This is a genomic window from Myxococcus sp. CA051A, assembly GCF_013336705.1.
GTDB classification, from domain to species: Bacteria; Myxococcota; Myxococcia; order Myxococcales; family Myxococcaceae; genus Myxococcus; species Myxococcus llanfairpwllgwyngyllgogerychwyrndrobwllllantysiliogogogochensis.
This window is the reverse complement of the sequence record NZ_JABUMS010000011.1, coordinates 287,257-309,871: the sequence shown is the minus strand read 5'-3', so window position 1 is coordinate 309,871 and position 22,615 is coordinate 287,257. Positions and strand designations below refer to the sequence as shown.

Below are 22,615 nucleotides of genomic sequence, written 5' to 3'. Positions count from 1 at the left end.
AGCGGGCCGGGGCGAACTCTGTCCTCGCCCGCGCGACGCACGGTGATAAGGACGGCCCGGCTGTTACCCAGGGCCACACCCAATCCCCATGTCCAGCATGCACTCCCTGCGCGGCGCTCCCGTCCTCTCTGAATTCCGGCTCGCCAAGCTGCTCGCGCAGTGCCGCGAGCAGGTGCCCTCCGTGTCGTCCGTCTACGCGGAGCACGTGCACTTCCTCGACGCCCCGAAGGCCCTCTCCGAGGACGAGCAGGCGATGCTCGGCCGCCTCCTGGAGTACGGCCCGAAGGTGCCCTCGGGCGAGCGTGCGGGCAGCCTGTTGTTGGTGGTGCCCCGCCCGGGGACCATCTCTCCCTGGTCCTCGAAGGCGACGGACATCGTCCAGAACTGCGGGCTGGGCTCCAAGATTCGACGCCTGGAGCGCGGCCTCGCCTACTTCGTGGCCGGCCCCGAAGGCCGCGCGCTGGAGCCCGCGCAGGTGGAGCGCCTGAAGCCGGTGCTGCATGACCGGATGACGCAGGCGGTGCTGGAGCGCCTGGAGGACGCGGCGGTCCTCTTCTCCGAGCACGAGCCCCGGCCCCTGACCACGGTGGACATCCTGGGCGGAGGCCGCGCGGCGCTGGTGACGGCGAACCGCCAGCTGGGCCTGGCGCTAGCGGAGGACGAAATCGACTACCTGGTGGCGCGCTTCCAGGAGCTGAAGCGCAACCCCACCGACGTCGAGCTGATGATGTTCGCGCAGGCCAACAGCGAGCACTGCCGACACAAAATCTTCAACGCGAGCTGGACGCTGGACGGCAAGCCGCAGGAGCGCTCGCTCTTCCAGGCCATCAAGAACACCTACGCCCAGCACAAGGAGGGCGTGCTCTCCGCCTACAAGGACAACGCGGCCGTCATCGCGGGGTTCGAGGTGGACCGCTTCTTCCCGGACGCGGACACGGGCGAGTGGGGGACGGTGCGCGAGCCGGCCCACATCATGGTGAAGGTGGAGACGCACAATCACCCGACGGCGATTTCGCCGTACCCGGGCGCGGCCACGGGCGCGGGCGGAGAGATTCGCGACGAGGGCGCCACCGGACGCGGCGCGAAGCCCAAGGCGGGACTGACGGGCTTCACCGTCAGCCACCTGCGCATCCCCGGCTACGAGCAGCCCTGGGAGCAGCCCTACGGCAAGCCCGACCGCATCGTCTCCGCGCTGGACATCATGATTGACGGTCCGCTGGGCGGGGCCGCCTTCAACAACGAGTTCGGCCGCCCCAACCTGTGCGGCTACTTCCGCAGCTACGAGGCGCAGGTCGCCACGCCCGAGGGCGTGGAGGTGCGCGGCTACCACAAGCCCATCATGATCGCCGGCGGGTTCGGCAACATCCGCGCGCCGCACGTGCAGAAGGGCAAGCTGCAGCCGGGCGACAAGCTCATCGTCCTGGGCGGCCCCTCCATGCTCATTGGCCTGGGCGGTGGCGCGGCGTCCTCCATGGCGCAGGGCGCGAGCGCGGCGGACCTCGACTTCGCCTCCGTGCAGCGCGACAACGCGGAGATGGAGCGGCGCTGCCAGCAGGTCATCGACCAGTGCTGCGCGCTCGGCGAAAAGAACCCCATCCGCTCCATCCACGACGTGGGCGCGGGCGGCCTGTCCAACGCGCTGCCGGAGCTGGCGCACGACAACGAGCTGGGCGGCCGGCTGGAATTGCGCGCGGTGCCCAACGCGGAGCCGGGCATGTCCCCGGTGGAAATCTGGTGCAACGAGGCGCAGGAGCGCTACGTGCTGGGCGTGGCGCCCGAGGACCTGGCGCGCTTCACCGCCTTCTGCGAGCGCGAGCGCGCGCCCTTCTCCGTGCTGGGCGAGGCGACGGAGGCCCAGGTGCTCAAGCTGTCCGATTCGCGCCTGGGCACGCCGCCCATCGACCTGCCGATGGACGTGCTGTTCGGCAAGGCCCCGCGCATGCACCGCGACGCGACGTCGCGGCCCCTGGCGCACGCTCCGCTGGCGCTGCCGGGTGACCTCAAGGCGCTGGCCGAGCGCGTGCTGAGCCACCCCACGGTGGCGGACAAGTCCTTCCTCATCACCATTGGCGACCGCTCGGTGTCGGGCCTGGTGGCCAGGGACCAGATGGTGGGTCCGTGGCAGGTGGCGGTGGCCGACTGCGCGGTGACGCTGTCCACGGTGACGAGCACCACGGGCGAGGCCATGTCCATGGGCGAGCGCACGCCGCTGGCGGTGGTGGACGCGGCGGCCTCCGCGCGGATGGCGGTGGGCGAGGCGCTCACCAACATCGCCGCGGCGCGCATCGACAAGCTCTCCGACGTGAAGCTGTCCGCCAACTGGATGGCGGCGGCGGGCAGCCCCGGCGAGGACGCGCAGCTGTACGCCGCCGTGCACGCGGTGGGCATGGAGCTGTGCCCCGCGCTGGGCCTCACCATCCCCGTGGGCAAGGACTCCATGTCCATGCGCACCGTCTGGGAGGAGGCTGGCGCGCGCAAGGTCGTGACGTCGCCGGTGTCGCTCATCATCTCCGCCTTCGCGCCGGTGCTGGACGTGCGTCAGTCGCTCACGCCGCAGTTGTTGGTGGAGCCAGGCGAGGACACGCGGCTGCTCTTCATCGACCTGGCCAAGGGGCGGCAGCGGCTGGGCGGCTCCATCGCCGCGCAGACGCACGCGCAGGTGGGCCCCGAGGTGCCCGACGTGGAGGATGCCGCGCTCTTGAGCGGCTTCTTCGCGGCGGTGCAGTCGCTCAACGCGGAGGGCCGGTTCCTGGCCTACCACGACCGCTCCGACGGCGGCCTGTGGGCCACGCTGTGCGAGATGGCCTTCGCGGGCCACTGCGGCGTGGACGTGGACGTGGCGGCGCTGGGCGCCGACGCGACGGCGGCCCTCTTCAACGAGGAGCTGGGCGCGGTGGTGCAGGTGCGCTCGGCCGACGTGGCCCGGGTGCGCGAGGTGCTGGGGCAGCACGGCCTCGCGGCGTCCTGCCATGAGCTGGGCCGGCCGACGTCCGCGCTGGAGGTCCGCGTGCGCCACGGCGCCCAGGTGCTGCTGTCCGAGGGCACCATGGACCTGCGCCGCGTGTGGTCTCGCGTCAGCCACGAACTGCAGAAGCGCCGCGACAACCCCGTGTGCGCGGAGCAGGAGTACGCGGCCAAGTGCGACGCGACGGACCCGGGCCTCACGCCGAAGTTGACGTTCGACGTGGGGCTGGATGTCGCCGCGCCGTTCGTGGCGAAGGGCGCCCGTCCCCGCGTGGCGGTGCTGCGTGAGCAGGGCGTCAACAGCCAGCAGGAGATGGCGGCGGCGTTCACCCGCGCGGGCTTCCTGGCGGTGGACGTTCACATGAGCGACATCCTCGCCGGGCGCGTGTCGCTGAAGGACTTCCACGGCGTGCTGGCCTGCGGTGGCTTCTCCTACGGAGACGTGCTGGGCGCGGGCGGAGGCTGGGCGAAGTCCATCCTCTTCAACCCGCGCGCGCGCGACGAGTTCGCGGGCTTCTTCGCGCGCTCCGACAGCTTCGGCCTGGGCATCTGCAACGGCTGCCAGATGATGTCCGGCTTGAAGGACATCATCCCGGGCGCCGAGCACTTCCCTCGCTTCGTGCGCAACGCCTCCGAGCAGTACGAGGCCCGCCTGGGGACGGTGGAAATCGCTCGCACGCCGTCGCTCTTCTACCAGGGCATGGAGGGCAGCCGGATGCTCATCGCCGTGGCGCACGGCGAGGGGCGCGCGGAGTTCTCCGACGCCGCCGAGGCCGCGCGCATCAACGGGCTGGGCTACATCACCACGCGCTGGGTGGACAACCGGGGCCAGGTGGCGGCGACGTACCCCGCCAACCCCAACGGCTCGCCGCATGGCATCGCGGGCGTCACGACGCGGGATGGGCGCTTCACCGTGACGATGCCGCATCCCGAGCGCGTCCACCGCACGTTGCAGCACTCGTGGCGGCCCCGGGAGTGGACGGGCGACGACGGCCCGTGGATGCGGATGTTCCGCAACGCTCGCGCCTGGCTGGGCTGAGGCGAGCGGACAGCGCCCCGACCTCGAAGATGCTGTCGAGGCCGGGGCGACACGCGCCGCCTACGCGCGGACCAGCTCCAGCGGCTGGCCTTCTTCCACGTGCTTCATCGCCACGGAGTTCATGCAGTAGCGCTGCCCGGTGGGCGGCGGTCCATCCGGGAAGACGTGTCCCAGGTGGCCGTCACAGCGGGCGCAGCGCACCTCGGTGCGAACCATGCCGTGCGAGCGGTCGCTGATCTCCGTCACCGAGTCCGCGCCGCTCAACGGCTGGGTGAACGAGGGCCACCCCGTGCCGGACTCGAACTTGGTCCCCGCCTTGAAGAGGGGATTGCCACAGCCGGCGCACACGTAGGTGCCCGGTGTCTTGGTCCCCAGGAAACACCCCGAGCCCGGGCGCTCCGTGCCATGCCTGCGCAGGACGTCGTACTCCTCGGGAGTCAGGCGCTCGCGCCACTGCGCATCGCTGAGGGTGAGCTTGTCGACCATGCCGTCACGCTCCTTTTCCCGGGTCCACGCCCGGGGTTTCTCTTGGATGCCCATCCTGCCCAATCGTCGCGCCCGCTGGCCAACCTGGAATGAGGCCCCCTGTCCGCCCGTCCGCCCTTCCTCCGGGCCCAGGGGCAGGGCGGGCACGACACCTCCACTGACGCCACGTTAGGGCGTAGCCCATCGTTCACACCCCCCATCAGCGGAGGCGCCATGCGGATTTTCGAGCTGATGACGAAGAATGTGGAGACCATCGAGGCCGACGAGTCGCTGCGCGTCGCGGCCCTGCGGATGCGCACGTGCAACATCGGCTCGCTCCCTGTCACCGACGGCGGGCAGTTGGTGGGCATGTTGACGGACCGGGACATCACCGTCCGTTCGACGGCCCTGGGACAGGACCCCAACGAGACGCGGGTGCGCGAGGTCATGACGACCGCGCTCATCACCTGCGAACCGGACGCCACGCTGAGCACCGCCGAGCAGCTCATGGAGGACAAGATGGTGCGGCGGCTCGTCGTCGTGGATGAGGCCCGCCGGCCCCTGGGCATCCTCAGCCTGGATGACCTGGCCACCGTGCCCGCGGAGTTGATGCGCGCGGGCGCGGTGCTGGAGCACCTGCGTCACGCGTAGAAACCCCGAGGGGCGGAAAGCCGGGAGCTCCGGCCCCGCCCCTCGGTTCTTCATCAGTCCTCCGCCGCCGACCCACACTCGGCCACAAGCTCCTCGAGCCCCGCGTCCCAGGACACGTCCCGCTGCGAGCCGTCCCGCTTTCGCAGCCTGACGCCGTTCGCCTGCACTTCGCGCCCGCCCACCACCACGAGCCACGGGACGCCCGCCTGGTGCGAGTCCAACACCTTGCGCGACAGCGACTCGCCGCGCGCGTCCACTCGTGCGCGGCAGCCCGCGCGTCGCAGGCTGGCGGCGAAGCGCTCCGCGTAGTCCACCGCCGCCTCACCCACGGGCGCCACCACCACCTGCTCCGGAGCGAGCCACGCGGGCAGCGCGCCCCCGTGGTGCTCCAGCAACACGCCGATGAAGCGCTCCAGGCTGCCCAGCAGCGCGCGGTGAAGCATCACCGGACGGACCTTCGCGCCCGAGGACTCCTGGTAGCGCAGGTCGAAGCGCTCGGGCAGCACGAGGTCGAGTTGAATCGTCCCGCACTGCCACTCGCGTCCCAGCCTGTCCTTCAGCACGAACTCCAGCTTGGGCCCGTAGAAGGCGCCCTGACCCGGCTGGAGCTTGCAGTCCAGTCCGGCCTGCTTCGCGGCGGCGGCCAGCCACTCCTCGGCCTGGTCCCATACCTCGTCGCTTCCTACGCGGGACGCGGGCCGGCCGGAGAACGCAACCTGTACCTCGTCGAAGCCGAAGCTCGCGTAGAACTCCTTCAGGGAGCGCGCGAAGGCCACGACTTCATCCACCACCTGCTCCGGGGCACAGAAGATGTGCCCGTCGTCCTGCGTGAACTGGCGCAGCCGGAACAGGCCATGCAACGCGCCTCCCGGCTCGCTGCGGTGCACCAGCCCGAACTCGCACAGCCGCAGGGGCAAATCCCTGTAGCTGGGCGCCATGCGCTGCACGAGCTCGATGTGGCCCGGGCAGCTCACCGGCTTCAAGGCGAGGTGGCGGTCCCCGTCCTGGAGCAGGAACATGTTCTCGCGGAAGTTCTCCCAGTGGCCGCTGCGCTCCCACAGGGGCTGCGCGTAGACTTGCGGCGTACGGACCTCGAGGTAGCCCTCGCGTTTCATTCGCTGGCGGACGCGCTCCTCCAGCAGTTGGTACAGCTTCCAGCCGCGCGGGTGCCAGAAGACCATTCCCGGTGCCTCTTCCTGCAAGTGGAAGAGGTCCAGGCGATGGCCCAGGGAGCGGTGGTCTTGTTCGTCGAGCATTGCTTCGTCTCCGGATACGGAAGGGTTGAATGCCTTGCCGGACGGAGCACTGAGCGAGTGCACGGCTGCCCCGGCCGAAAAGGCGGGGCGGAAAGCCGTGCGGTCGTCAGCTCACTTCGCGACGCGCACCGCTCCACACCCGCCGTAGCGAGTCGTGGTGCGGGTGGTCGTGGTGACGATGACGAAGCTCACGAAGAGTAAAATGCAGGCGGGCCCGGAAATTGTCAACCGGACCCGCCGGACAACCCCTTGCAAGGGTGTACGCGGCTCAGCAGCTCAGCTTGCCGTTGTAGCAGGCGCAGTACGATTCGACGTCCCCCCGACAGCAGGGTTCGTGCTGCGAGCAGCGCCGGCCCGAGAGCGAGAAGCAGGGCCGGTACGTGCCAGGACAGATGGTGGGGGGGCAGTAGTGGACGACGCCATCACACGTCACGCTCTGGTTGTTCACGTAGCTGCACGTCGTTCCCGTGCAAGAGACCGACGTCCCGCCGTAGCAGGTGGCCGTGCAGGTGACGAGCTCCTGGGAAACGTCCTGGACCTCTTCCGACACGGCTTCACCGGTCGGCGTCGCGAGGTCCGCGCCGCCACAACCCATCAACGAGACACCAAGGACCGCTGCCATCATCACGATTGCGCGCTTCATGGGAATCCTTCCGGGGAGGACTTGCGTCAGGCGCCCAGGGTGAGCGCCTTGTGCTTGTTTTCCCATGAATGCCGGGATGGGTGTCGAGCCTCCCCTCGCGCGGAAGTGTCCAGGCGTGGACGCCCTAGAGGCAGTGGAAGCGCTTCATGGTGGGGTCGCAGGCGCACCACAACAGGAAGTCGCCATCGCAGCAGTCCACCCGCCTGATGCAGCGTTTCCCCTCGTAGGTGGAGCACTGGGGCAGGTCACCCGGACAGGTGACGAACTCCTGGGAGGACTCCTGCGTGGGCTCCTGGGAGAGCGGCTCGCCGCCCTCTTCCGCCAGAGGCCCGCCGCATCCCAGCCACGAGACACTGAACAGCGCCACGCACAGCACGAAGACACGCTTCATGGGCTTCCCTCGGTTCGCTTCGGATGGAGCGCCGGGAATCGGTCGCTCCCCGAGAGAGACTGTGGCATGTGCACTGTGAGTGCGTCAGGAATTGGCCCGCACCGGCAACTGTCAAGTCACGCCAGCAGCGAGGCCAGTCCAATCATGCCGGCGATGAGGAAGAAGAGGGACTCGCCAGCGATGAGACCGCCGCCCACCAGGGACATGGTGCTCATGTCCTCGGGGAGCGCTTCGCCCTGGCCAGGGCTGCCCGCTGCGACGGGGCCGCGCTTCTTCGTCACCGTGTTCCACACGGACGCGATGATGCCGCCCGCGCCGAACCACAGTGCCGCCGGGAAGGACACGAAGGCGCCGAAGGACGACGCGTAGGGGCTGGCCAGCACCAACGAGTCCATGGTCCAGCCCACCGCGAAGCCCGCGCGCGAGCTCTTGATGTAGCTCTGATAGCCCTGGTGACCCTGGAGCAGCTTGCGCAGCACCTGGATGCCGAAGCCGAGCCCCAGGCCGAAGAACATCGCCTGAATCTTGGCGTCCGACAGCGAGCCCAGGTCCCGGATGGCGCCCACCAGCTTGTAGGTCATGGCGGAGCCCCACTGGCCCACCGGGGCATTGGGGTTGTCGAGCTGGTTGATGGTCAGCGCGGGGTAGGCCGTCATGAAGACCTTCGCCAGACCCACGCACAAGAGCGCGCCCATGATGACGCCCATCACCTGGTAGCGGAACTGGATGACGCGGTTGGTGCCCAGGCGCCAGCCGGTGGAGCGGTCCTGCTGCATGTCGCAGCCCACGGACGTGGAGATGAGCAGGATGGTCGCCGCCATCAACCCCACCAGCGGGTTCTTCAGGCCCATCAACGACATCAACATGATGGAGATGACGAACGCGCTGGAGATGGGGTTCTGGTCGGTGATGCCGTAGGAGATGCCGTTGATGAGCACGAACAGGAGCGCCAGGGCCAGGCCGAAGGCGAGCCAGCCCAAGGGCTGCCCCAGCACGAGGGTGCCCACCAGCAGCGTCGCCGCGCCCCAGCCCACCACCCAGGCCAGCAGTCGGGGCATGTTGACCTTCTTCCACGCCGGCTCCTCGCCCTCCGCGACAGTGGCCCGGGCGCGCACGCGCGCGACGGCCTGGACCGCGAGCAGCGAGAGGTCCACCGCCGCTGCGCCGCAAATCATCGCCAGACCGATGAGGAAGCCCACCTTGCGGAACGGGTCCGTCGCGCCCAGCCAGCCCAGCTCGCGCAGATAGGGCAGTTGCCACGCGCCAATGACGGCCATCAGCACCGCGGGCACGGTGATGCGACTGCCGACAATCATGCCCGCGCCCAGCGTGGCGGCGCTCGTTCCGATGGCGGCGACGACGGCGATCTTCTCCGTCATCCACGCGGCGATGGCCCCCAGCAGCGTGCCACCGCCCAGCTTGGAGATGGACGCCTTGAGCAGCCGCTTGTCCGTCAGCGCGCGCAGGATGTTGGCCACCGCGAAGCCCGACGGATAGTCGAGCTGGAGCCGGTCCACGAGCAGCGGCGTGTAGAGCATGCCCACGCCCACCGCGAACATGCCCACGCAGCCCACGAAGAGCATCAGGTGCCAGGCGGGGGGCATCTCCATGCCCAGCCACACCATGGCCTGGATGAGCACGGACATGGCGCACAGCGAGGCCACCGACGCGGCCATCGTCTGCATGTAGTTGGCGCCGTGCTTGCCCTCCGAGCCGTAGCCGTACGTGACGGCGCTGCCGAGGATGCCCGCCAGCACCTGCCCGCCGACGAAGAAGCCCACGCTGAAGTTCATGTACGACGCGGCGATGCCACCCAGGGGCCCGAGGATGAAGAGGGCCACGGCGCTCAACAGCAGGTGGTATTTCCAGGACCCCACCGGCGGCAGCCAGCCCAGGCGCGGCTGGACCTGCTCGGGGGCGTCGGACAGCGAGGACGGGGAGGGCTCCGGGGAGGGGAGCGGGGGGGCGGAGTGTGCCATGTGCCGCGAAGGGTACCGGCGTTCCCCACCGCTGTCACAACCCGAGACGTCTCGTCACTCCTCCTGGTGGCGCAGCGCTCGCACGGCGGCGCGCAGGCGGCTCCGCCCGCGGTAGAGGTGCAGGATGTGGAACACCGCCAGGGCCACGAGGCAGAGCACGCCCAGCGTCACATAGCGGCGGATGAGGTCGCCCTCCTGCCAGCCGTGCTCATCCACCAGTCGGCTGGGGTCGCTCAGGCCCTGGCCCTCCATGCGGCCGAACGGAATCTCCTCCGCGTTCGTCCTCGCCCTCCACCAGGTGAGGAAGCCGTCCCAGAAGGACAGCGCGCCAATGGGCACCAGGCCCCAGCGCAGCGCGCGCACGTGCAGGTAGCTGCCGGGCCGCACGTAGAAGCACCCCATCAGCACCGTGCCCAGCACCAGCATCCCCCCGTCACCGCCGAAGATGACGAGCGGCAGCGTGCTCGACATGGGCAGGCCCACGGTGCAGACGAGCTGGCAGGTGAGCAGCACCACGCCCCACGTCACCCACGCCCAGCGGCGCAGCTTCCAGCCAATCCAGGTGAGCGCTCCGAGCGCGCCCGCGAGCGCCAACGCCAGCGAGTACCATCGCTCCGAGCCCATGGAGGTCACCCAGAGCGACGGCACGGCGGGGATGCCGCACAGCCACGCGGTGACGGCGTGCCCCAGCTCATGCACCAGCATGGTGAACAGCCGGACGATGAAGCGCAGCGAGCCGGTGGCCCCCAGATAACCCACGAGCAACGCCACGGGCACGACGATGAGCCGCAGCCGCAGCTCGTGTACGGCCTGTTCGTCGGCGGCGTCGAACGCGGCGGTCTCCAGCGGATGCGCGTCCGAGCGCAGGTCCGGTGGCGGCGCGAGCCAGGCGGGGTCCACCTCGAAGGGCGCGGGTTCCGGGGCCTGCGGGTCCGCTGCCGCCGCGGCGCGCTCCTGCTCGGCCCTGCGCGCCGCACGGGCCTCCGCTCGGGCGTAGATGATGCCGCAGCGAGGACACTCCGCCCCCTCCACGCGGGGCGCCTGACAGCCGGGGCAGGTGAGGGCGGAGGCGGGGCGCACGCGGAGGAGCCTACCGGCCCGCGCGGTCCGGAGGGAACGGGGGAGGCTTGACGCGCATGGCGCGCCTCGACGAAGTGGGAGGCATGTCCACGCTGGATGCGAAGACCCGGGGTCGCACCGCGCCGGGTCGCCTGCGCGCGCTCGATGCATACCTGTGCCGCTTCGAGCCCCGGTTGCTGTCGCGTGTCGATGGCGCCTGGGCCCGGGCCGTCTTCGTGGACGTGGGCTTTGGTGAGCACCCGTGGACGACGCTGGAGAGCGCGGAGGCGTTTCGCGTGCTCCAGCCGGAGCTCACCGTCATCGGCGTGGAGCTGGAGGAGGCGCGCGCCCTGGCCGCCCAGGTCCATGCGGGCTCGCGCACGCACTTCCGGCAGGGGGGCTTCGAGCTGCCGCTCTCGGCGGACGAGCCGGCGCGCCTCGTGCGGGCCATGAACCTGCTGCGTCAGGGACCGGCCGAGCGCGTCTCCGACGTGCACCATGCCCTGGGTCGATTCCTGCTCCCGTCGGGGCTGCTCGTGGAGGGGAGCTCGGACCCGGAGGGTTCGGTGCTCACCGCGCACCTGCTGCGTCGAGCGTCGGCGGACGGGGACGCGCCCCCCATGCGCGAGGCGCTGCTGTTCCACACCGACTTTCGCAATGGCTTCGCGCCCCTGCTGTTCCGCGACTGGCTGCCCCGGGACTTGCGCCGTCGCGTGCGTCCTGGCGAGCCCATGCACACCTTCTTCCAGGCGTGGATGGAGGCCTGGAGACAGGCGCGCGAGGCGGGACACACCTCGCCCCCCGACGCCTTCCGTGAGTCCGTCACACGCCTGGGGACGCGACTGGGCGGGGTGGCCACGGACGCGTGGCTGCTCGACTCGGGCTATCTCGTGTGGCGGCCGGAGGGCGGCGTGAGCCCCTGACGCGCGGGGCCAGCCGCTCGCGCCACGGCCCCGCGTGGCGCGACCTCACCCCATGGGTCGTCGCGCGTCGGTGGGTCGTCGCGGCGGACCCGGTCGGATGTTCCGGGGCCGAAGGGCCTGGGGGAATGGGCCCGCGGAACAATGGACGCGAAGTGGACAGGGGCAAATGGTGGGGGGGGCGGCTATGTTGCGTGCCCAAGGTATGAAACGGCACATCCTCTCACTCCTCACCGCCGGGCTCGCCGCGGCTACCGCGACGCCTGTGTCGACCCAGGCTTCAGGTGTCGGCGCGCATGCCCAGGCCACGGCCCGCAGGGCGCCCCCGCGCCCGCGCAGGCTGGAGGACGTGGAGAGACTGGAGACGGCTCAGGTGGAGGCAGAAGACGTGAAGGTGGAACAGGCGGCGCGCCCGCGCGTGGAGGGGCGGCCGTCCGCGTTGCTCTTCTCCGCGAGCTTCTACGGCACGCTCGCCGCCGCGCGCTGCTTCGGGCGCAATGGCATTGACGTCACGGTGGCCGACCCCGGCCGTCTGGGCCCCGCGAGCTGGTCCCGCTTCGTCGGGCGGCGCGTGCAGTGTCCTCCCGAATCCCAGCCCGAGGCGTTCATGGAGTGGCTGCTGGACTTCGGCCGGAGGGAGCCGCATCGGCACGTGCTGTACCCGACGAGCGACGAGCTGGCGTGGCTGGTGTCTGTCCATGCCCGGGAGCTGTCCCAGTACTTCCACCTCTATGACCCGGGCGTGGAGGCGGTGTACGGGCTGCTCAACAAGCGCAAGCTCTTCGAGGCGGGCCAGGCGGTGGGGCTGACGCTGCCGCGCACCTGGTTCCCCGAGTCCGAGGCGGACCTGGAGGCCATCGCCCGCGAGGCGCGCTTCCCGGTCCTCATCAAGCCGACGACGCAGATTCTCTACTCCACGCACGTCAAGGGCCTGCCGGTGGCGGAGCCGTCGCAGCTGGTGGAGGAGTACCGGGCCTTCGCGCGCGACGGGTATGCGCCCATGCTGGTGAACTTCGACCCGGCGGTGGCGCGGCCGATGGTGCAGGAGTTCCATCCGGAAGCGGCGCAGGGCATCTACAGCCTGTCGGGCTTCGTGGACGAATCCGGTGAGCTGTTCGAGGTGCGGGGCGCCATGAAGGTGCTCCAGCGTCCGCGCCGGCTGGGCGTGGGCGTGTGCTTCGAGTCCGCGCCGGTGCGCCAGGACCTGTCGGACGGCCTCAAGCGGCTGTGCCAGAAACTGGGCTACCACGGTGTCTTCGAGGTGGAGTTCATCCAGACGAAGGACGACTTCCTCCTCATCGACTTCAACCCGCGCTACTACGGGCAGATGGGCTTCGACATCGCGCGAGGACTGCCGCTGCCGCTGATGGCCTACCACGCGGCGCTGGGTGACAAGCCCGCGCTCCAGGGCGTGGTGAAGGCGGCGCGCGAGTGGACGGGGAAGGGCGAGGTGTTCTGCAACCGGATTGCGTTGGAGATGTTGCTCAACCTCCAGCGGCTCTCAGGCGCGCTCCCCGTCGACGAGGCACGTCAGTGGCGGCGTTGGCTGGGTGAGCACCGGGACGTGGCGGTGGATCCGCTCATCGACTCGGATGACATGATGCCCACGGCGGTGGAGGTCGCGCAGATTCTCTACGGCTCCGCGCGCCACCCTCGCGCCTTCCTCCGGATGATGGTGCTCAACCGGTAGTCCTCCGGGCCGCCCGCTTCAGATGCGGGCGGCCGTGAGGCTCAGGCGGCTTCCGTCTTTCCCGGAGCCGCCGCGCCCGTCACGGTGTCGAGGGCAATCTGGTCCTCGAACGTCTCCGCCCGGCGCAGTAGCAGTTCCTTCCCGTCGTCCAACGCGATGATGGCGGGCTGGGGATAGGAGAAGGACGTGGCGAACGGCACGAAGTAGGCGCCCGCATCCATGATGGCCAGCGTGTCGCCCTCGGTCAGCTCCGGCAACCGCTTCGCGTGGTACAGCGTGTCGCCCGGCGTGCAGATGGGCCCCACCACCGTGTACACGCGCGACGCGGGCGCATCCGGCCGGTCCACATGGAAGAGCTGGTGGTACTCGTTGCGCACGCACTCGGCATGGTTCACGCCCGCGTCGAGCACCGCCCAGGTCCGGTCGTCACCCTGCTTGAGCGTGTGCACGCGGCCCAGGAGCAACTGCGTGTCGCCCGTCATGGCGCGCCCCGGCTCCAGGAAGATGCGCGGACGCTGGCGACCCCGCCGCGCGTAGTGCGACTCCACCAGCTCCACCGCGAGCGCCACATAGCGGGAGATGCCGAGCGCCCCGTCCGGGTCCGGCGCGGGCACGTCGCGGAAGAAGGTGAGGTTGAGCCGCCAGTCGCGCTCGGCGATGTGCTCCACCGACGGCGTGCAGAGGCTGCCGCCCAAATCCAGCACCTCCAGATCCAACCCCAGCTCCTGGTGCAGCGTGTCCGTGAAGGCGAGCACCGCCTCCACGAAGCCGGTGAACTCGCCCTCCGTCCGGATGGTGGCGCCCCGGTGCGCGTGGAGGCCCACGACGTCCAGGTGTGACGACGCACGCGCCTGCGCATACGCCCGCAGCGCCGCGCCCCCGGCGATGGGCGTGCCGAACTGCGCCGCCCAGCCACTGTCCGTGCTCACCCGCAGCGCCACGCGCGGGCGCTTGCCCAGCTCGGCCGCGATGCGCGCGAACGTGCCCAGCTCCTCCGCGTGATTGGCGGCCAGCAACTGGATGCCCCGGGAGATGGCCTCTCGCACCGAGGCCTCCGACTTCACCGGGCCGTTGTAGACGATGCGCTCGGGCGCCACGCCCAGCTTCAGCGCGAGCCACAGCTCGTAGGCGGAGATGATTTCGGCGCCCACGCCGATGCCGTGCAGCACCGACAGCACACCCGGAATCGGGTTCGTCTTGTACGAGTAGAACACCTCGCAGCCGCCCGCCCGTCCCTGAGGCACCGCCAGGAAGCGCTCCACGTTGCGCCGCAGCGCCGCCAGGTGCACCACGTGCAGTGGCGAGCCCCAGCGCTCCACCAGCGCCTTGAGCGGCACACCCTCCAGGCACAGGCCCTGGCCGGTGCGCTGCTCCAGCCCCCAGTACGACGCGGGAATCTCCGTGCGCTTGGGCGCCATGGCCCGCTGGAGCACCGGCCGCAGCGTCTGCTTCATCTGCCGCTTGGCCGTTCCGACGAGGCGATTCTTCAAGCTCATGAGACCCGGCCCTGCTTCGGCAACCGCAGCGGCAGCCGCTTGGCGACGTCGAAGGGCAGCGCGCGCATCAACAACTGCAGCGCGCGGTACTCCAACACGCCGTTCGTCTTGCGGTACTTGCCGTGAATCATCTCGTTGGACTGCATCACCAGCGTGCCGTCCTTGCCCAGGTTGTGCATCAACGAGGGCCGGCCCGTGCGGTAGTGCAGGATGGGCCGGTTGACGTAGACGTGGCCGAAGGCGCGGATGCCGCGCAGGTAGAAGTCCACGTCCTCGTAGACGGGGATGGACGCGTCGAAGCCGCCCAGCGCGGAGAAGTGCTCGCGGCGCACCATGCAGGCCGAGTTCACGTACAGCGTTCCGCGAAAGAGGATGTGCGCCACCGTCCACGCGCTGTTGGGCGTCGTGGAGCCCACCTTGGCGGCCCACTCGAAGTACTCGCTCTTGTCCTTGAGCCAGTCCGCGTCGTCGCCGAAGGGCACCACCCAGCCCACCGCCACGCCCGCGTCGGGACGCGCGTCCAGCGCGCTCACCATGGCGTGCAGCGCGCCGTCCGCCAGCATGTCGTCGTCATCCAGGAAGTGCAGGTAGCGCCCGCGCGCCAGCGTCACGCCGTGGTTGCGCACCACCGCCGGACGGCCCTTGGAGGGCGGGTCGTTCACCACGTAGCGCACGCGCTCATCGCCCAGCCCCTCCACCGACGCCCGAGCGGTGCCCTCGGGCGTGTCATCCAACACGATGACCTCGACCTGGACTCCCTCCTGGCGAAGCACCGAACGGATGGCCTCCACCACTTCCTTCTCTCGTCGGTGGGTGGGCATCACCACCGAGACATCGATTGCGGACATGTCAGACTTATACGCGCTGGCGCCGGGGGCCGGGAAGACGCCTTGGTGTTCCACCCCGCGCGCGGCTTGCGCGGCTGCCTGCCCGCCGCGCAAGGTGTGCGGGCCCGCGCGTTCTCAAACTGGATGAGGTTGAGAAGCGGCGTCCAGGAGGGACGCCCACTCGTCAGGGGGTGACGCGGTCTTCAGTAGCTCGCCACCGCGAACTCGAAGTCGTCCGTCTCCCACCTGGGGTCTTCACCGACCTGCCGGGAAAGCCTCGCTGGCAGGACAGGCCTGTCCGGGTTGGCGGCGCGCGCGCTCAAGGTCCGAGTCCCCAGCCGCTGGTCGTCCCACGCACCCCCCACGAAGGCGGAGAAAGGCGCGACGTCCTCGGTCTCCAGTTCGGCGTGGGCGAGCCGGTCCATCCAGGGCTGCAGGCAGTCTCGGGCCATGTGCTTCCGCCTTCACGTGGGAGTCACCCGAGAATGTTTGCAGTCGCCATGCCATGCCCTCCCGTCGGGGATGCGTCCGGGGCGCGACATGACAGACTGTCAGGGCGTGGCTCCCTGGCCGCGGGGCATCCTGACACCCGCGTCCGACTTGACGCCGGGCGGTCCGCCGGAGAGGAACTTGGACGGACATGGCCCTCCTGCTGGCACACGAAGTCGAAGCCCCTCGCCCGTGCAGCTACCTGCCCGAGCAGCAGGCGTCGTTGGAGAACCTGGTGATGCAGGACGTGTCACCGGAGGAGTACGAGCACCTGCTGGTGCGCGGCTGGCGTCGGTTCGGCCCGCTGTACTTCCGGCCCGCCTGCGCCACCTGTGGCGAATGTGTCTCGCTGCGCCTGCCGGTGGAGGGCTTTCGTCCCAATCGCAGCCAGCGACGCGCCCGGGCGGCGTGCGCGCACCTGCGCGTGGAGGTGGACGTGCCGCGTGTGGACGACGAGCGACTGGCGCTCTACCGGGCGTGGCACGCGGAGCGCGAGTCCTCGCGGGAGTGGGAGCCCTCGCCGCTCACCTTGCGCGAGTACTCGCTCCAGTTCTCGTTCCCCCATCCCTCCGCGCGCGAGGTCGCCTTCTACGACGATGGCGCGGAGGGCGGCCCGAAACTGGTGGCGCTGGGCATCTGCGACGAGACGCCGCGCGCGTGGAGCGCGGTGTATTTCTTCTACGACCCGGCCTGCGCGGCCCTGTCGCTCGGCACCGCGAACGTGGTGTTCCAGGTGGAGCTGGCGCGCGCTCGCGGCATCCCCCACGTGTACCTGGGCTACCGCGTCCAGGCGTGCGCGTCGCTGCGCTACAAGGGCGGCTTCCGGCCGCATGAGTTGCTCGTGGGGCGGCCCGCGCTGGACTCGGCCCCCACGTGGGAGATTCCGGCGGTGGCGCCCGAGCCGACCTCCGAGCCGGACGGCACCCCGTAGCGCTCGCGTCAGCCCGCGTTCAAGAGGGCCCGGTCGAAGTGCTCGCGCAGCCGGCGGGCGTATTCCTCGGGTGCGACGCGCGAGTACTCGCCATGGCCCGCGCCCTCGACGACCCACAGGGACTTGGGCTCACAGGCCGCGCGGAAGAGGCTGGCCTGGAGCTTGGCGGGGGCGTCCGGGTCCACGTCACCGTTGACGAGCAGGAGCGGCCGGCCCTGGAGCTGGCACATGCCGTCGATGGGGCGCACCGCGTCCACGTCCACGCCCGCGTGCCGCAGCGTCCACAGCACCGGCTCCGCGCTGAAGGCGCCCCACCGGCCATAGCCCGAGTACACGTCCGCCTCCAGGGCGGGATACGCGCCCGCCGCGACGACCGCCTTCACGCGGACGTCCGTCTCCGCCACCAGCAGCGCGGTGGTGCCACCCATGGAGAACCCGAAGAGGCCCAGCCGCGCCGGGTCCACGTCCTGGCGCTTGGAGACGAAGTCCAGCGCGGCCGTCACGTCGCGCCGCTCGCCGTCGCCCCACGTCACGCGGTCTCCGCCGCTCTCTCCATGCGCGCGCAGGTCGAACAGCAGCACGCCATAACCCGCTCGGGCGAGCGCGCGAGCCTCGAAGAGCAGCTGCGCGCGGTTGTCCGCGAAGCCATGCACCAGCACCACCGCCGCCCGGTTTCGCGACGGCACGTACCAGCCGCGCAGCGTCAGCCCGTCGACGCTGGAGAAGCTCACGTCCTCAAGGCCAGAGAGCTCCGGTGAGGCGACGGGCCGCTCCACCGGCACATGGGGCGGATGCAGCAGGCCCTGCCCGATGCGGTGGCCGCGCACCGCGAGGAAGCCGCCGGCGGCGAACACGCAGAGCAGGGACGCCACGAAGACGAGGACGCGCGAGCGGAGTGGGTTTTTCACGAGAGGAGTGGAAGGCGTGGGCGCGCGCGAGCCTAGCCGAGTGGCCCGGCTGTGTGCGTCAGTCCGGTGGCTCGCGTCCCGTGAGGGCGAGCGGCCCGTTCGTCTTGTTGGCGGGTATGCCTCCTTGGGTTACGGTGCACCCGCCTTCTGGGGAGTGGGGGCTGGATGCTGCAACCGGTGCCACGAGACGCCTCGAAAGACCCCCGCCGGAAGCGCGTGCTCTTCACGCTCGTGTTCATGGGCGCTGGCGGTATCGAGCGCTCGGTCTGCAACATCCTGGCGGGCCTGGACTCCGAGCGCTTCGCCACCCGGCTGTTCTTCCACCACCGCCCTCCGCCGGACCGCGAGGACCGACTGCCCCGGAACACCGAGGTCGTCTGGGCCACCGACTCCTACGACTACCATCGGCAGAGCCTGCCGGTGTACCTCTGGCACCTGCTGCGCCATGCGCGCGAGGCCGACGTCATCGTCGCGGGCCAGGAGGGCCGTGCCGCGCTGCTGGCCTGCCTGGCGGGCAGGCTGCTCAACAAGCCCGTCGTCGGGATGATCCACTTCGACTGGGGCGCCTTCCATCGCGAGCAGCCGCGCCGACAGCTCTGGGGCCTGCGCCTGCTGTATCCGCGCATGAACCGCATCGTCGCCTGCGGCCATGACACCGCCCGGTCCTTCCAGTCGCTGGTGCCCGTGCCCGAGGAGCGACTCCAGGTCATCCCCAACTTCGTGGATGGCGACGTCGTGCGCGCCGCCGGGGAAGGGCCGCTGCCCGACTGGGCCCCGGCCGTCTTCGACAAGCCCGTGGTCATCGCCGTGGGACGGCTGGAGCCCCAGAAGGGCTTCGACGTGCTCATCCGCGCCCATGCTCTCGCGCGAAAGCGGGGCGTGGACCAGCACCTGCTCATCCTCGGGGTGGGCTCGCTGGAGGCCGACTTGAAGGCCCTGGCCCGCTCGCTGGGCGTGGAGTCCACCGTCTTCATGCCCGGGTTCGCCGCCAATCCGCACGCGCTGATGCGAAAGGCCGCGGTGTTCGCCCTGTCCTCGCGCTTCGAGGGCCTGCCCATGGTGCTGCTGGAGGCGCTCGCCCTGGGGTGCCCCGTGGTCAGCACGGACTGTCCCTCCGGGCCGGCGGAGGTCCTGGAGCATGGCCGCCACGGGGTCCTGGTGCCCCTGGAGGACCCCCAGGCGCTGTCGGAGGCGCTGGGACGCGTCGTCACCGACGAGGTGCACCGCAAGGATTTGTCCCGCCGGGCCCGGGCACGCGCGGAGGAGCTGTCGGCGACGCGGGCCCTGGGGGCCTGGGAAGCGCTGCTGGCGTCCCTCTGAGGCCCCCTGGGGGCTTTTCCGTCCGGAGGCCCCGCCGCCCCGCGTTGGAAGGGGGCGCCCGGCCCGGGTGTTCTCCTCCGAGGCCCGCTGGGAACGGCGAGGGTGCAAGGAATCGCTTGCCGGCCCCGGGCGGCTTCACGAGGATTCGCCCCCATCATGACGACGACGAACGAAACGCAGGGCCTGAACTTCCTCCAGGAAATCATCGAGGAAGACCGGCGCGCGGGAAAGCACGGTGGTCGCGTGCTCACCCGCTTCCCGCCCGAGCCCAATGGCTACCTCCACATCGGCCACGCCAAGGCCATCTGCCTGAACTTCGGGCTGGCGAAGCAATACGGTGGCCTGTGCAACCTGCGCTTCGACGACACCAACCCCGTCACCGAGGACACCGACTACGTCGAGTCCATCCAGCGGGACGTGAAGTGGCTGGGCTTCGACTGGGATGACCGGAAGTTCTTCGCCTCCGACTACTTCCCCAAGCTCTACGACTTCGCCGTGCAGCTCATCAAGCAGGGCAAGGCGTACGTGTGCAGCCTGTCGGCGGACGAGATTCGCGAGTACCGCGGCGACTTCACCACGCCGGGCCGGGACAGCCCGTACCGCACCCGCTCCGTGGAGGAGAACCTGGACCTCTTCGAGCGCATGCGCGGCGGAGAGTTCCCGGACGGCAAGCACACGCTGCGCGCCAAGATCGACATGACGTCCCCCAACCCCGTGTTGAGGGACCCGCCCATCTACCGCATCCGCCACGCGCACCATCACCGCACCGGCGAGGCGTGGCCCATCTACCCGCTCTACGACTTCGCGCACTGCCTGTCGGATGCGATTGAGGGCATCACCCACTCCATCTGTACGCTGGAGTTCGAGAACCGCCGCGTGCTGTACGACTGGATTGTGGACAGCCTCATCCAGGGAGAGCGGCCGCATCAGTACGAGTTCAACCGGCTGAACCTCAACTACACGGTGATGAGCAAGCGCAAGCTGCTCAAGCTCGTCATGGAGAAGTACGTCTCCGGTTGGGATGACCCCCGGATGATGACCATCAGCGGCCTGCGCCGCCGGGGCTTCACGCCGGCCTCCATCCGCGACTTCGCCACGCGCGCGGGCGTCAGCAAGACGCAGCAGCTCATCGACATGGGCGTGCTGGAGCTGTGCATCCGCGAGGACCTGAACGAGACGGCCCCTCGCGCCATGGCGGTGCTGCGCCCGCTGAAGGTGGTGGTGGAGAACTACCCGGAAGGCCAGGAGGAGCTCCTGGAGGTGCAGAACCACCCGCAGAAGCCGGAGATGGGCACGCGCAAGGTGCCGTTCATGCGCGAGCTGTTCATCGAGGCGGAGGACTTCATGGAGGTCCCCGCCAAGGGCTTCTTCCGCCTGGCGCCGGGCAAGGAGGTGCGCCTGCGCTCGGCGTACTTCATCACCTGCAAGGAGGTCATCAAGGACGCGGCCGGCAACATCACGGAGCTGCGCTGCACCTATGACCCGGCCACGCGCGGCGGTGACTCGCCGGATGGCCGCAAGGTGAAGGGCACGCTGCACTGGGTGCCGGGCAACGCGCCCACCGCCGAGGTGCGGCTGTACGACAGGCTCTTCTCCGTGGAGAGCCCGGACTCGGATGACGCGAAGGACTTCACCACCTTCCTCAATCCGGCGAGCCTGGAGGTCCTCAGGAACGCGCGCGTGGAGCCGGGCCTTGCCCAGGCGACGCCGGAGTCCCGCTTCCAGTTCGAGCGGCTGGGGTACTTCTTCGCGGACCCGAAGGACTCGCAGCCGGGCAAGCCCGTCTTCAACCGCACCGTCACCCTGAAGGACTCGTGGGTGAAGGAGCAGGGCAAGGGGAAGTAGTCCCCTCGCCGCTCAGGGTGTCGCCCCGTCCTTCGCGGGCGGCACCCTGCACGCGGCGTGGCCCAGGATGACGTCGCCGTCGACGGTGCTCGTGGGCGTGGGCGTCCAGCCCGCCGCGAGCCGGGCGTCGAGGAGTTCATCAGCGCTGGGTCGACGGTCCCACACGGAGACCGCGTTGATTCCGCCGAGTCAGGTGGTGTCGAAGACGAGGTAGCCGCCGTCCTTCCAGGGCAGCACCACGTCGTGGGTGAACTCGTCCTGCACCACCACTTCCGTCACGTCGCGCGGAGGCGTGCTGGCGAAGCCCCAGCGCACCACGTCCTGGAGCAGGGTGAGGGGCGCGAGCTCTCGCTCCAGCGCTGCTCGTTGCTCCAGGGGCAGGGCGGCCCGGTCTGTCAGCGGCACCATGCCTGGCAGCCTGTCAGGGGTGACCAGGACTCGCAAGCCGGGGTCTCGCCCCCGCGGCCGGGCGAGGGCCCGGTGGCCCGTTGACTCCGGGCGTCCGCGTCCCGACTTCTTGGCTGGGGGCATTTCCGTCCCCGGCTTCTCGGGAGGCGCCTCCACCATGGTCTGCTGCACGCTGCCGCGCTGGTGGCCCGTTCCCACACAGGCGGAGGTGGAGGCCATCATCGAAATGGAGGACCCCGTCCTGCGCAACCTCCACATCACCCAGACGTACCACGTGCTCGAGGTGGCCCTCACCGACGTGTTCGGCGAGGAGGACCTGAGCTGGTGTGGCTTCTCGACGTGGGCCTCGAAGACGGCGGGGGCCTTCATCCGCAAGGACGTGCTGCCAGGGGTGATGGCGCAGCTGCTGGAGCGGGCGGATGCGGTGACGCGCGGCTTCTCGGAGCTGCAGGACCGGCTCCTGGGCGCGTGGGGCGCGTCCGTGGGCATCCAGTACGTGCTGGCGCGCACGGTGGAGGACGTGCTCGACGAGGTGGCCCGTCACACCGCGCGCGGCAACCTGGTGGTCTTCCAGGAGCTGGGGCCGCTGTACACGGACCTCCTGGCGAACTTCACTGGCATGGACTCGCCCGAGCCGTCGCGGGTGGAGGCGGTGGTGTCGCGGCTGGCTCCGGGGCCGGTGGGTGAAGGCGGGCAGGACCTGCTCATCCGCGCGGTGCGGCACTACCACGAGGCGTGTTTCACCGAGGACCCGAAGGCCCACGCGGAGCTGATGTTCCTGGCCAACGCGCTGGTGGGCTACCACGAGCAGGCGCGGCTGCAGGGGCCGGTGGTCGCCGCGCTCAACGCGCCGGTGAAGGAGCTGTTCCTGGAGCACCTCGTCGCCTTCGTCCGGGCGGACCCGAATCCCCGGGCGCGCAGCCTGTCCGAGTGGGGCCTGCGTGAAGGCTTCGCGCCGCTGGCCCAGCGCCTGGAGCGGCTGTGGCGCGAGCTGGCGACGCGGATGCTGATGAAGATGGAGCTGCCGGACGTGACGCTGCGGCTGGGGGAGGACCTGCCCGCGCTGACGGCGGAGCGGGACTTCCCACCGGCCCTGGAGCGGCTGTCGCATCCGGAGCTGGTGGCGTTGATGGCGGCGCTGGACAGGTCCCCGGACGACACGGCGGGCAGCGCGGCGCGGGACTGGGGGAGCCTGTCGGACCGGATGAACCTCATCGTGGACCTGTTCCGCACGCGGCAGCAGGACCGGCTCCTGTATGACCAGCCCTTCACGTTCCTCCAGGTGGATGCGTTCCAGCAGGGCCGGGTGCCGCACGGACGGCTGTGAAGCGCGC

20 protein-coding genes are annotated in these 22,615 nt (G+C 70.2%); 8 read left to right on the top strand and 12 right to left on the bottom strand.

All coding sequences use genetic code 11. The features are described from left to right. The first annotated feature begins 88 nt into the window (after positions 1–88). A complete protein-coding gene (purL, locus tag HUA74_RS30025) occupies positions 89–4,003 on the top strand; it encodes a phosphoribosylformylglycinamidine synthase (RefSeq protein WP_174457279.1) in 3,915 nt (1,304 codons plus the stop codon). 60 nt (positions 4,004–4,063) lie between these two features. Here purL and msrB read toward each other — a convergent pair whose 3' ends face one another. Next, on the bottom strand, positions 4,064–4,489 hold the full coding sequence (msrB, locus tag HUA74_RS30020; RefSeq protein WP_141648294.1) for a peptide-methionine (R)-S-oxide reductase MsrB: 426 nt from the start codon (positions 4,487–4,489) through the stop codon (positions 4,064–4,066). Positions 4,490–4,702: 213 nt separating this feature from the next. Here msrB and HUA74_RS30015 point away from each other — a divergent pair, with 213 nt between their 5' ends. Continuing rightward, positions 4,703–5,119 carry a CBS domain-containing protein gene (locus tag HUA74_RS30015; RefSeq protein WP_141648295.1) on the top strand — a complete coding sequence of 139 codons (417 nt, stop codon included), beginning with the start codon at positions 4,703–4,705 and terminating at the stop codon, positions 5,117–5,119. A gap of 53 nt (positions 5,120–5,172) precedes the next feature. On the opposite strand, the gene thrS is transcribed toward HUA74_RS30015, so the two are convergent. From thrS to HUA74_RS29990, 5 genes are all read right to left on the bottom strand, one after another. After that, the gene (thrS, locus tag HUA74_RS30010) at positions 5,173–6,375 is read right to left on the bottom strand and encodes a threonine--tRNA ligase (protein WP_174457278.1); all 1,203 of its coding nucleotides are present in this window, start codon (positions 6,373–6,375) and stop codon (positions 5,173–5,175) included. A gap of 268 nt (positions 6,376–6,643) precedes the next feature. Further along, positions 6,644–7,018: a hypothetical protein gene (locus tag HUA74_RS30005; RefSeq protein ID WP_174457277.1), complete on the bottom strand. Its 375-nt coding sequence runs from the start codon at positions 7,016–7,018 to the stop codon at positions 6,644–6,646. Between the two features lie 124 nt (positions 7,019–7,142). Then, on the bottom strand, positions 7,143–7,409 hold the full coding sequence (locus HUA74_RS30000; protein ID WP_174457276.1) for a hypothetical protein: 267 nt from the start codon (positions 7,407–7,409) through the stop codon (positions 7,143–7,145). 116 nt (positions 7,410–7,525) lie between these two features. Further along, positions 7,526–9,388, bottom strand: a complete 1,863-nt coding sequence (locus tag HUA74_RS29995) for an OPT/YSL family transporter (protein ID WP_174457275.1) — start codon at positions 9,386–9,388, stop codon at positions 7,526–7,528. Positions 9,389–9,442: 54 nt separating this feature from the next. Next, positions 9,443–10,468: a hypothetical protein gene (locus HUA74_RS29990; RefSeq protein ID WP_174457274.1), complete on the bottom strand. Its 1,026-nt coding sequence runs from the start codon at positions 10,466–10,468 to the stop codon at positions 9,443–9,445. Positions 10,469–10,551: 83 nt separating this feature from the next. On the opposite strand from HUA74_RS29990, the gene HUA74_RS29985 reads away from it, so the two are divergent. Both HUA74_RS29985 and HUA74_RS29980 read left to right on the top strand, forming a co-directional pair. After that, complete coding sequence (locus HUA74_RS29985; RefSeq protein ID WP_174457305.1) at positions 10,552–11,370, top strand: methylase; 819 nt, start codon at positions 10,552–10,554, stop codon at positions 11,368–11,370. A 184-nt stretch (positions 11,371–11,554) separates the two neighbouring features. Beyond that, positions 11,555–13,057 carry a carbamoyl-phosphate synthase gene (locus tag HUA74_RS29980; RefSeq protein ID WP_254625298.1) on the top strand — a complete coding sequence of 501 codons (1,503 nt, stop codon included), beginning with the start codon at positions 11,555–11,557 and terminating at the stop codon, positions 13,055–13,057. A 41-nt stretch (positions 13,058–13,098) separates the two neighbouring features. Here HUA74_RS29980 and HUA74_RS29975 read toward each other — a convergent pair whose 3' ends face one another. The 3 genes from HUA74_RS29975 to HUA74_RS29965 form a co-directional block, all read right to left on the bottom strand. After that, positions 13,099–14,553: a pyridoxal-dependent decarboxylase gene (locus HUA74_RS29975; RefSeq protein ID WP_174457273.1), complete on the bottom strand. Its 1,455-nt coding sequence runs from the start codon at positions 14,551–14,553 to the stop codon at positions 13,099–13,101. Then, a complete protein-coding gene (locus tag HUA74_RS29970) occupies positions 14,550–15,401 on the bottom strand; it encodes a glycosyltransferase family 2 protein (protein ID WP_141647875.1) in 852 nt (283 codons plus the stop codon). The genes HUA74_RS29975 and HUA74_RS29970 overlap by 4 nt, the downstream gene beginning before the upstream one ends. 182 nt (positions 15,402–15,583) lie before the next feature. After that, positions 15,584–15,832 carry a hypothetical protein gene (locus tag HUA74_RS29965; protein WP_174457272.1) on the bottom strand — a complete coding sequence of 83 codons (249 nt, stop codon included), beginning with the start codon at positions 15,830–15,832 and terminating at the stop codon, positions 15,584–15,586. Between the two features lie 188 nt (positions 15,833–16,020). On the opposite strand from HUA74_RS29965, the gene HUA74_RS29960 reads away from it, so the two are divergent. Continuing rightward, a complete protein-coding gene (locus HUA74_RS29960) occupies positions 16,021–16,800 on the top strand; it encodes an arginyltransferase (RefSeq protein ID WP_174457271.1) in 780 nt (259 codons plus the stop codon). Between the two features lie 8 nt (positions 16,801–16,808). Here the strand turns inward: HUA74_RS29960 and HUA74_RS29955 are convergent, their stop codons facing one another. Continuing rightward, positions 16,809–17,708 (bottom strand): alpha/beta hydrolase, encoded by a 900-nt coding sequence (locus HUA74_RS29955; RefSeq protein WP_371817324.1) that lies wholly within the window; start codon positions 17,706–17,708, stop codon positions 16,809–16,811. A 165-nt stretch (positions 17,709–17,873) separates the two neighbouring features. On the opposite strand from HUA74_RS29955, the gene HUA74_RS29950 reads away from it, so the two are divergent. Both HUA74_RS29950 and HUA74_RS29945 read left to right on the top strand, forming a co-directional pair. Continuing rightward, positions 17,874–19,028, top strand: a complete 1,155-nt coding sequence (locus tag HUA74_RS29950; protein WP_141647871.1) for a glycosyltransferase — start codon at positions 17,874–17,876, stop codon at positions 19,026–19,028. Between the two features lie 156 nt (positions 19,029–19,184). Beyond that, the gene (locus HUA74_RS29945; protein ID WP_141647870.1) at positions 19,185–20,873 is read left to right on the top strand and encodes a glutamine--tRNA ligase/YqeY domain fusion protein; all 1,689 of its coding nucleotides are present in this window, start codon (positions 19,185–19,187) and stop codon (positions 20,871–20,873) included. Positions 20,874–20,885: 12 nt separating this feature from the next. Here HUA74_RS29945 and HUA74_RS29940 read toward each other — a convergent pair whose 3' ends face one another. Then, positions 20,886–21,038: a hypothetical protein gene (locus HUA74_RS29940; RefSeq protein ID WP_174457270.1), complete on the bottom strand. Its 153-nt coding sequence runs from the start codon at positions 21,036–21,038 to the stop codon at positions 20,886–20,888. A gap of 24 nt (positions 21,039–21,062) precedes the next feature. Then, a complete protein-coding gene (locus tag HUA74_RS29935) occupies positions 21,063–21,281 on the bottom strand; it encodes a hypothetical protein (RefSeq protein WP_141647878.1) in 219 nt (72 codons plus the stop codon). Positions 21,282–21,438: 157 nt separating this feature from the next. Between HUA74_RS29935 and HUA74_RS29930 the strand changes: the two genes are divergently transcribed. Further along, complete coding sequence (locus HUA74_RS29930) at positions 21,439–22,608, top strand: hypothetical protein (RefSeq protein WP_174457269.1); 1,170 nt, start codon at positions 21,439–21,441, stop codon at positions 22,606–22,608. Positions 22,609–22,615 lie beyond the last annotated feature (7 nt).

What these genes read in the sequence shown, in the direction of transcription:
- purL (WP_174457279.1), top strand. Translation starts at nt 89, where the DNA reads ATGTCCAGCATGCACTCCCTGCGCGGCGCTCCCGTCCTCTCTGAATTC.
- msrB (WP_141648294.1), bottom strand. Translation starts at nt 4,489, where the DNA reads ATGGTCGACAAGCTCACCCTCAGCGATGCGCAGTGGCGCGAGCGCCTG.
- HUA74_RS30015 (WP_141648295.1), top strand. Translation starts at nt 4,703, where the DNA reads ATGCGGATTTTCGAGCTGATGACGAAGAATGTGGAGACCATCGAGGCC.
- thrS (WP_174457278.1), bottom strand. Translation starts at nt 6,375, where the DNA reads ATGCTCGACGAACAAGACCACCGCTCCCTGGGCCATCGCCTGGACCTC.
- HUA74_RS30005 (WP_174457277.1), bottom strand. Translation starts at nt 7,018, where the DNA reads ATGAAGCGCGCAATCGTGATGATGGCAGCGGTCCTTGGTGTCTCGTTG.
- HUA74_RS30000 (WP_174457276.1), bottom strand. Translation starts at nt 7,409, where the DNA reads ATGAAGCGTGTCTTCGTGCTGTGCGTGGCGCTGTTCAGTGTCTCGTGG.
- HUA74_RS29995 (WP_174457275.1), bottom strand. Translation starts at nt 9,388, where the DNA reads ATGGCACACTCCGCCCCCCCGCTCCCCTCCCCGGAGCCCTCCCCGTCC.
- HUA74_RS29985 (WP_174457305.1), top strand. Translation starts at nt 10,552, where the DNA reads ATGTCCACGCTGGATGCGAAGACCCGGGGTCGCACCGCGCCGGGTCGC.
- HUA74_RS29980 (WP_254625298.1), top strand. Translation starts at nt 11,555, where the DNA reads ATGTTGCGTGCCCAAGGTATGAAACGGCACATCCTCTCACTCCTCACC.
- HUA74_RS29975 (WP_174457273.1), bottom strand. Translation starts at nt 14,553, where the DNA reads ATGAGCTTGAAGAATCGCCTCGTCGGAACGGCCAAGCGGCAGATGAAG.
- HUA74_RS29970 (WP_141647875.1), bottom strand. Translation starts at nt 15,401, where the DNA reads ATGTCCGCAATCGATGTCTCGGTGGTGATGCCCACCCACCGACGAGAG.
- HUA74_RS29965 (WP_174457272.1), bottom strand. Translation starts at nt 15,832, where the DNA reads ATGGCCCGAGACTGCCTGCAGCCCTGGATGGACCGGCTCGCCCACGCC.
- HUA74_RS29960 (WP_174457271.1), top strand. Translation starts at nt 16,021, where the DNA reads ATGGCCCTCCTGCTGGCACACGAAGTCGAAGCCCCTCGCCCGTGCAGC.
- HUA74_RS29950 (WP_141647871.1), top strand. Translation starts at nt 17,874, where the DNA reads ATGCTGCAACCGGTGCCACGAGACGCCTCGAAAGACCCCCGCCGGAAG.
- HUA74_RS29945 (WP_141647870.1), top strand. Translation starts at nt 19,185, where the DNA reads ATGACGACGACGAACGAAACGCAGGGCCTGAACTTCCTCCAGGAAATC.
- HUA74_RS29935 (WP_141647878.1), bottom strand. Translation starts at nt 21,281, where the DNA reads ATGGTGCCGCTGACAGACCGGGCCGCCCTGCCCCTGGAGCAACGAGCA.
- HUA74_RS29930 (WP_174457269.1), top strand. Translation starts at nt 21,439, where the DNA reads ATGGTCTGCTGCACGCTGCCGCGCTGGTGGCCCGTTCCCACACAGGCG.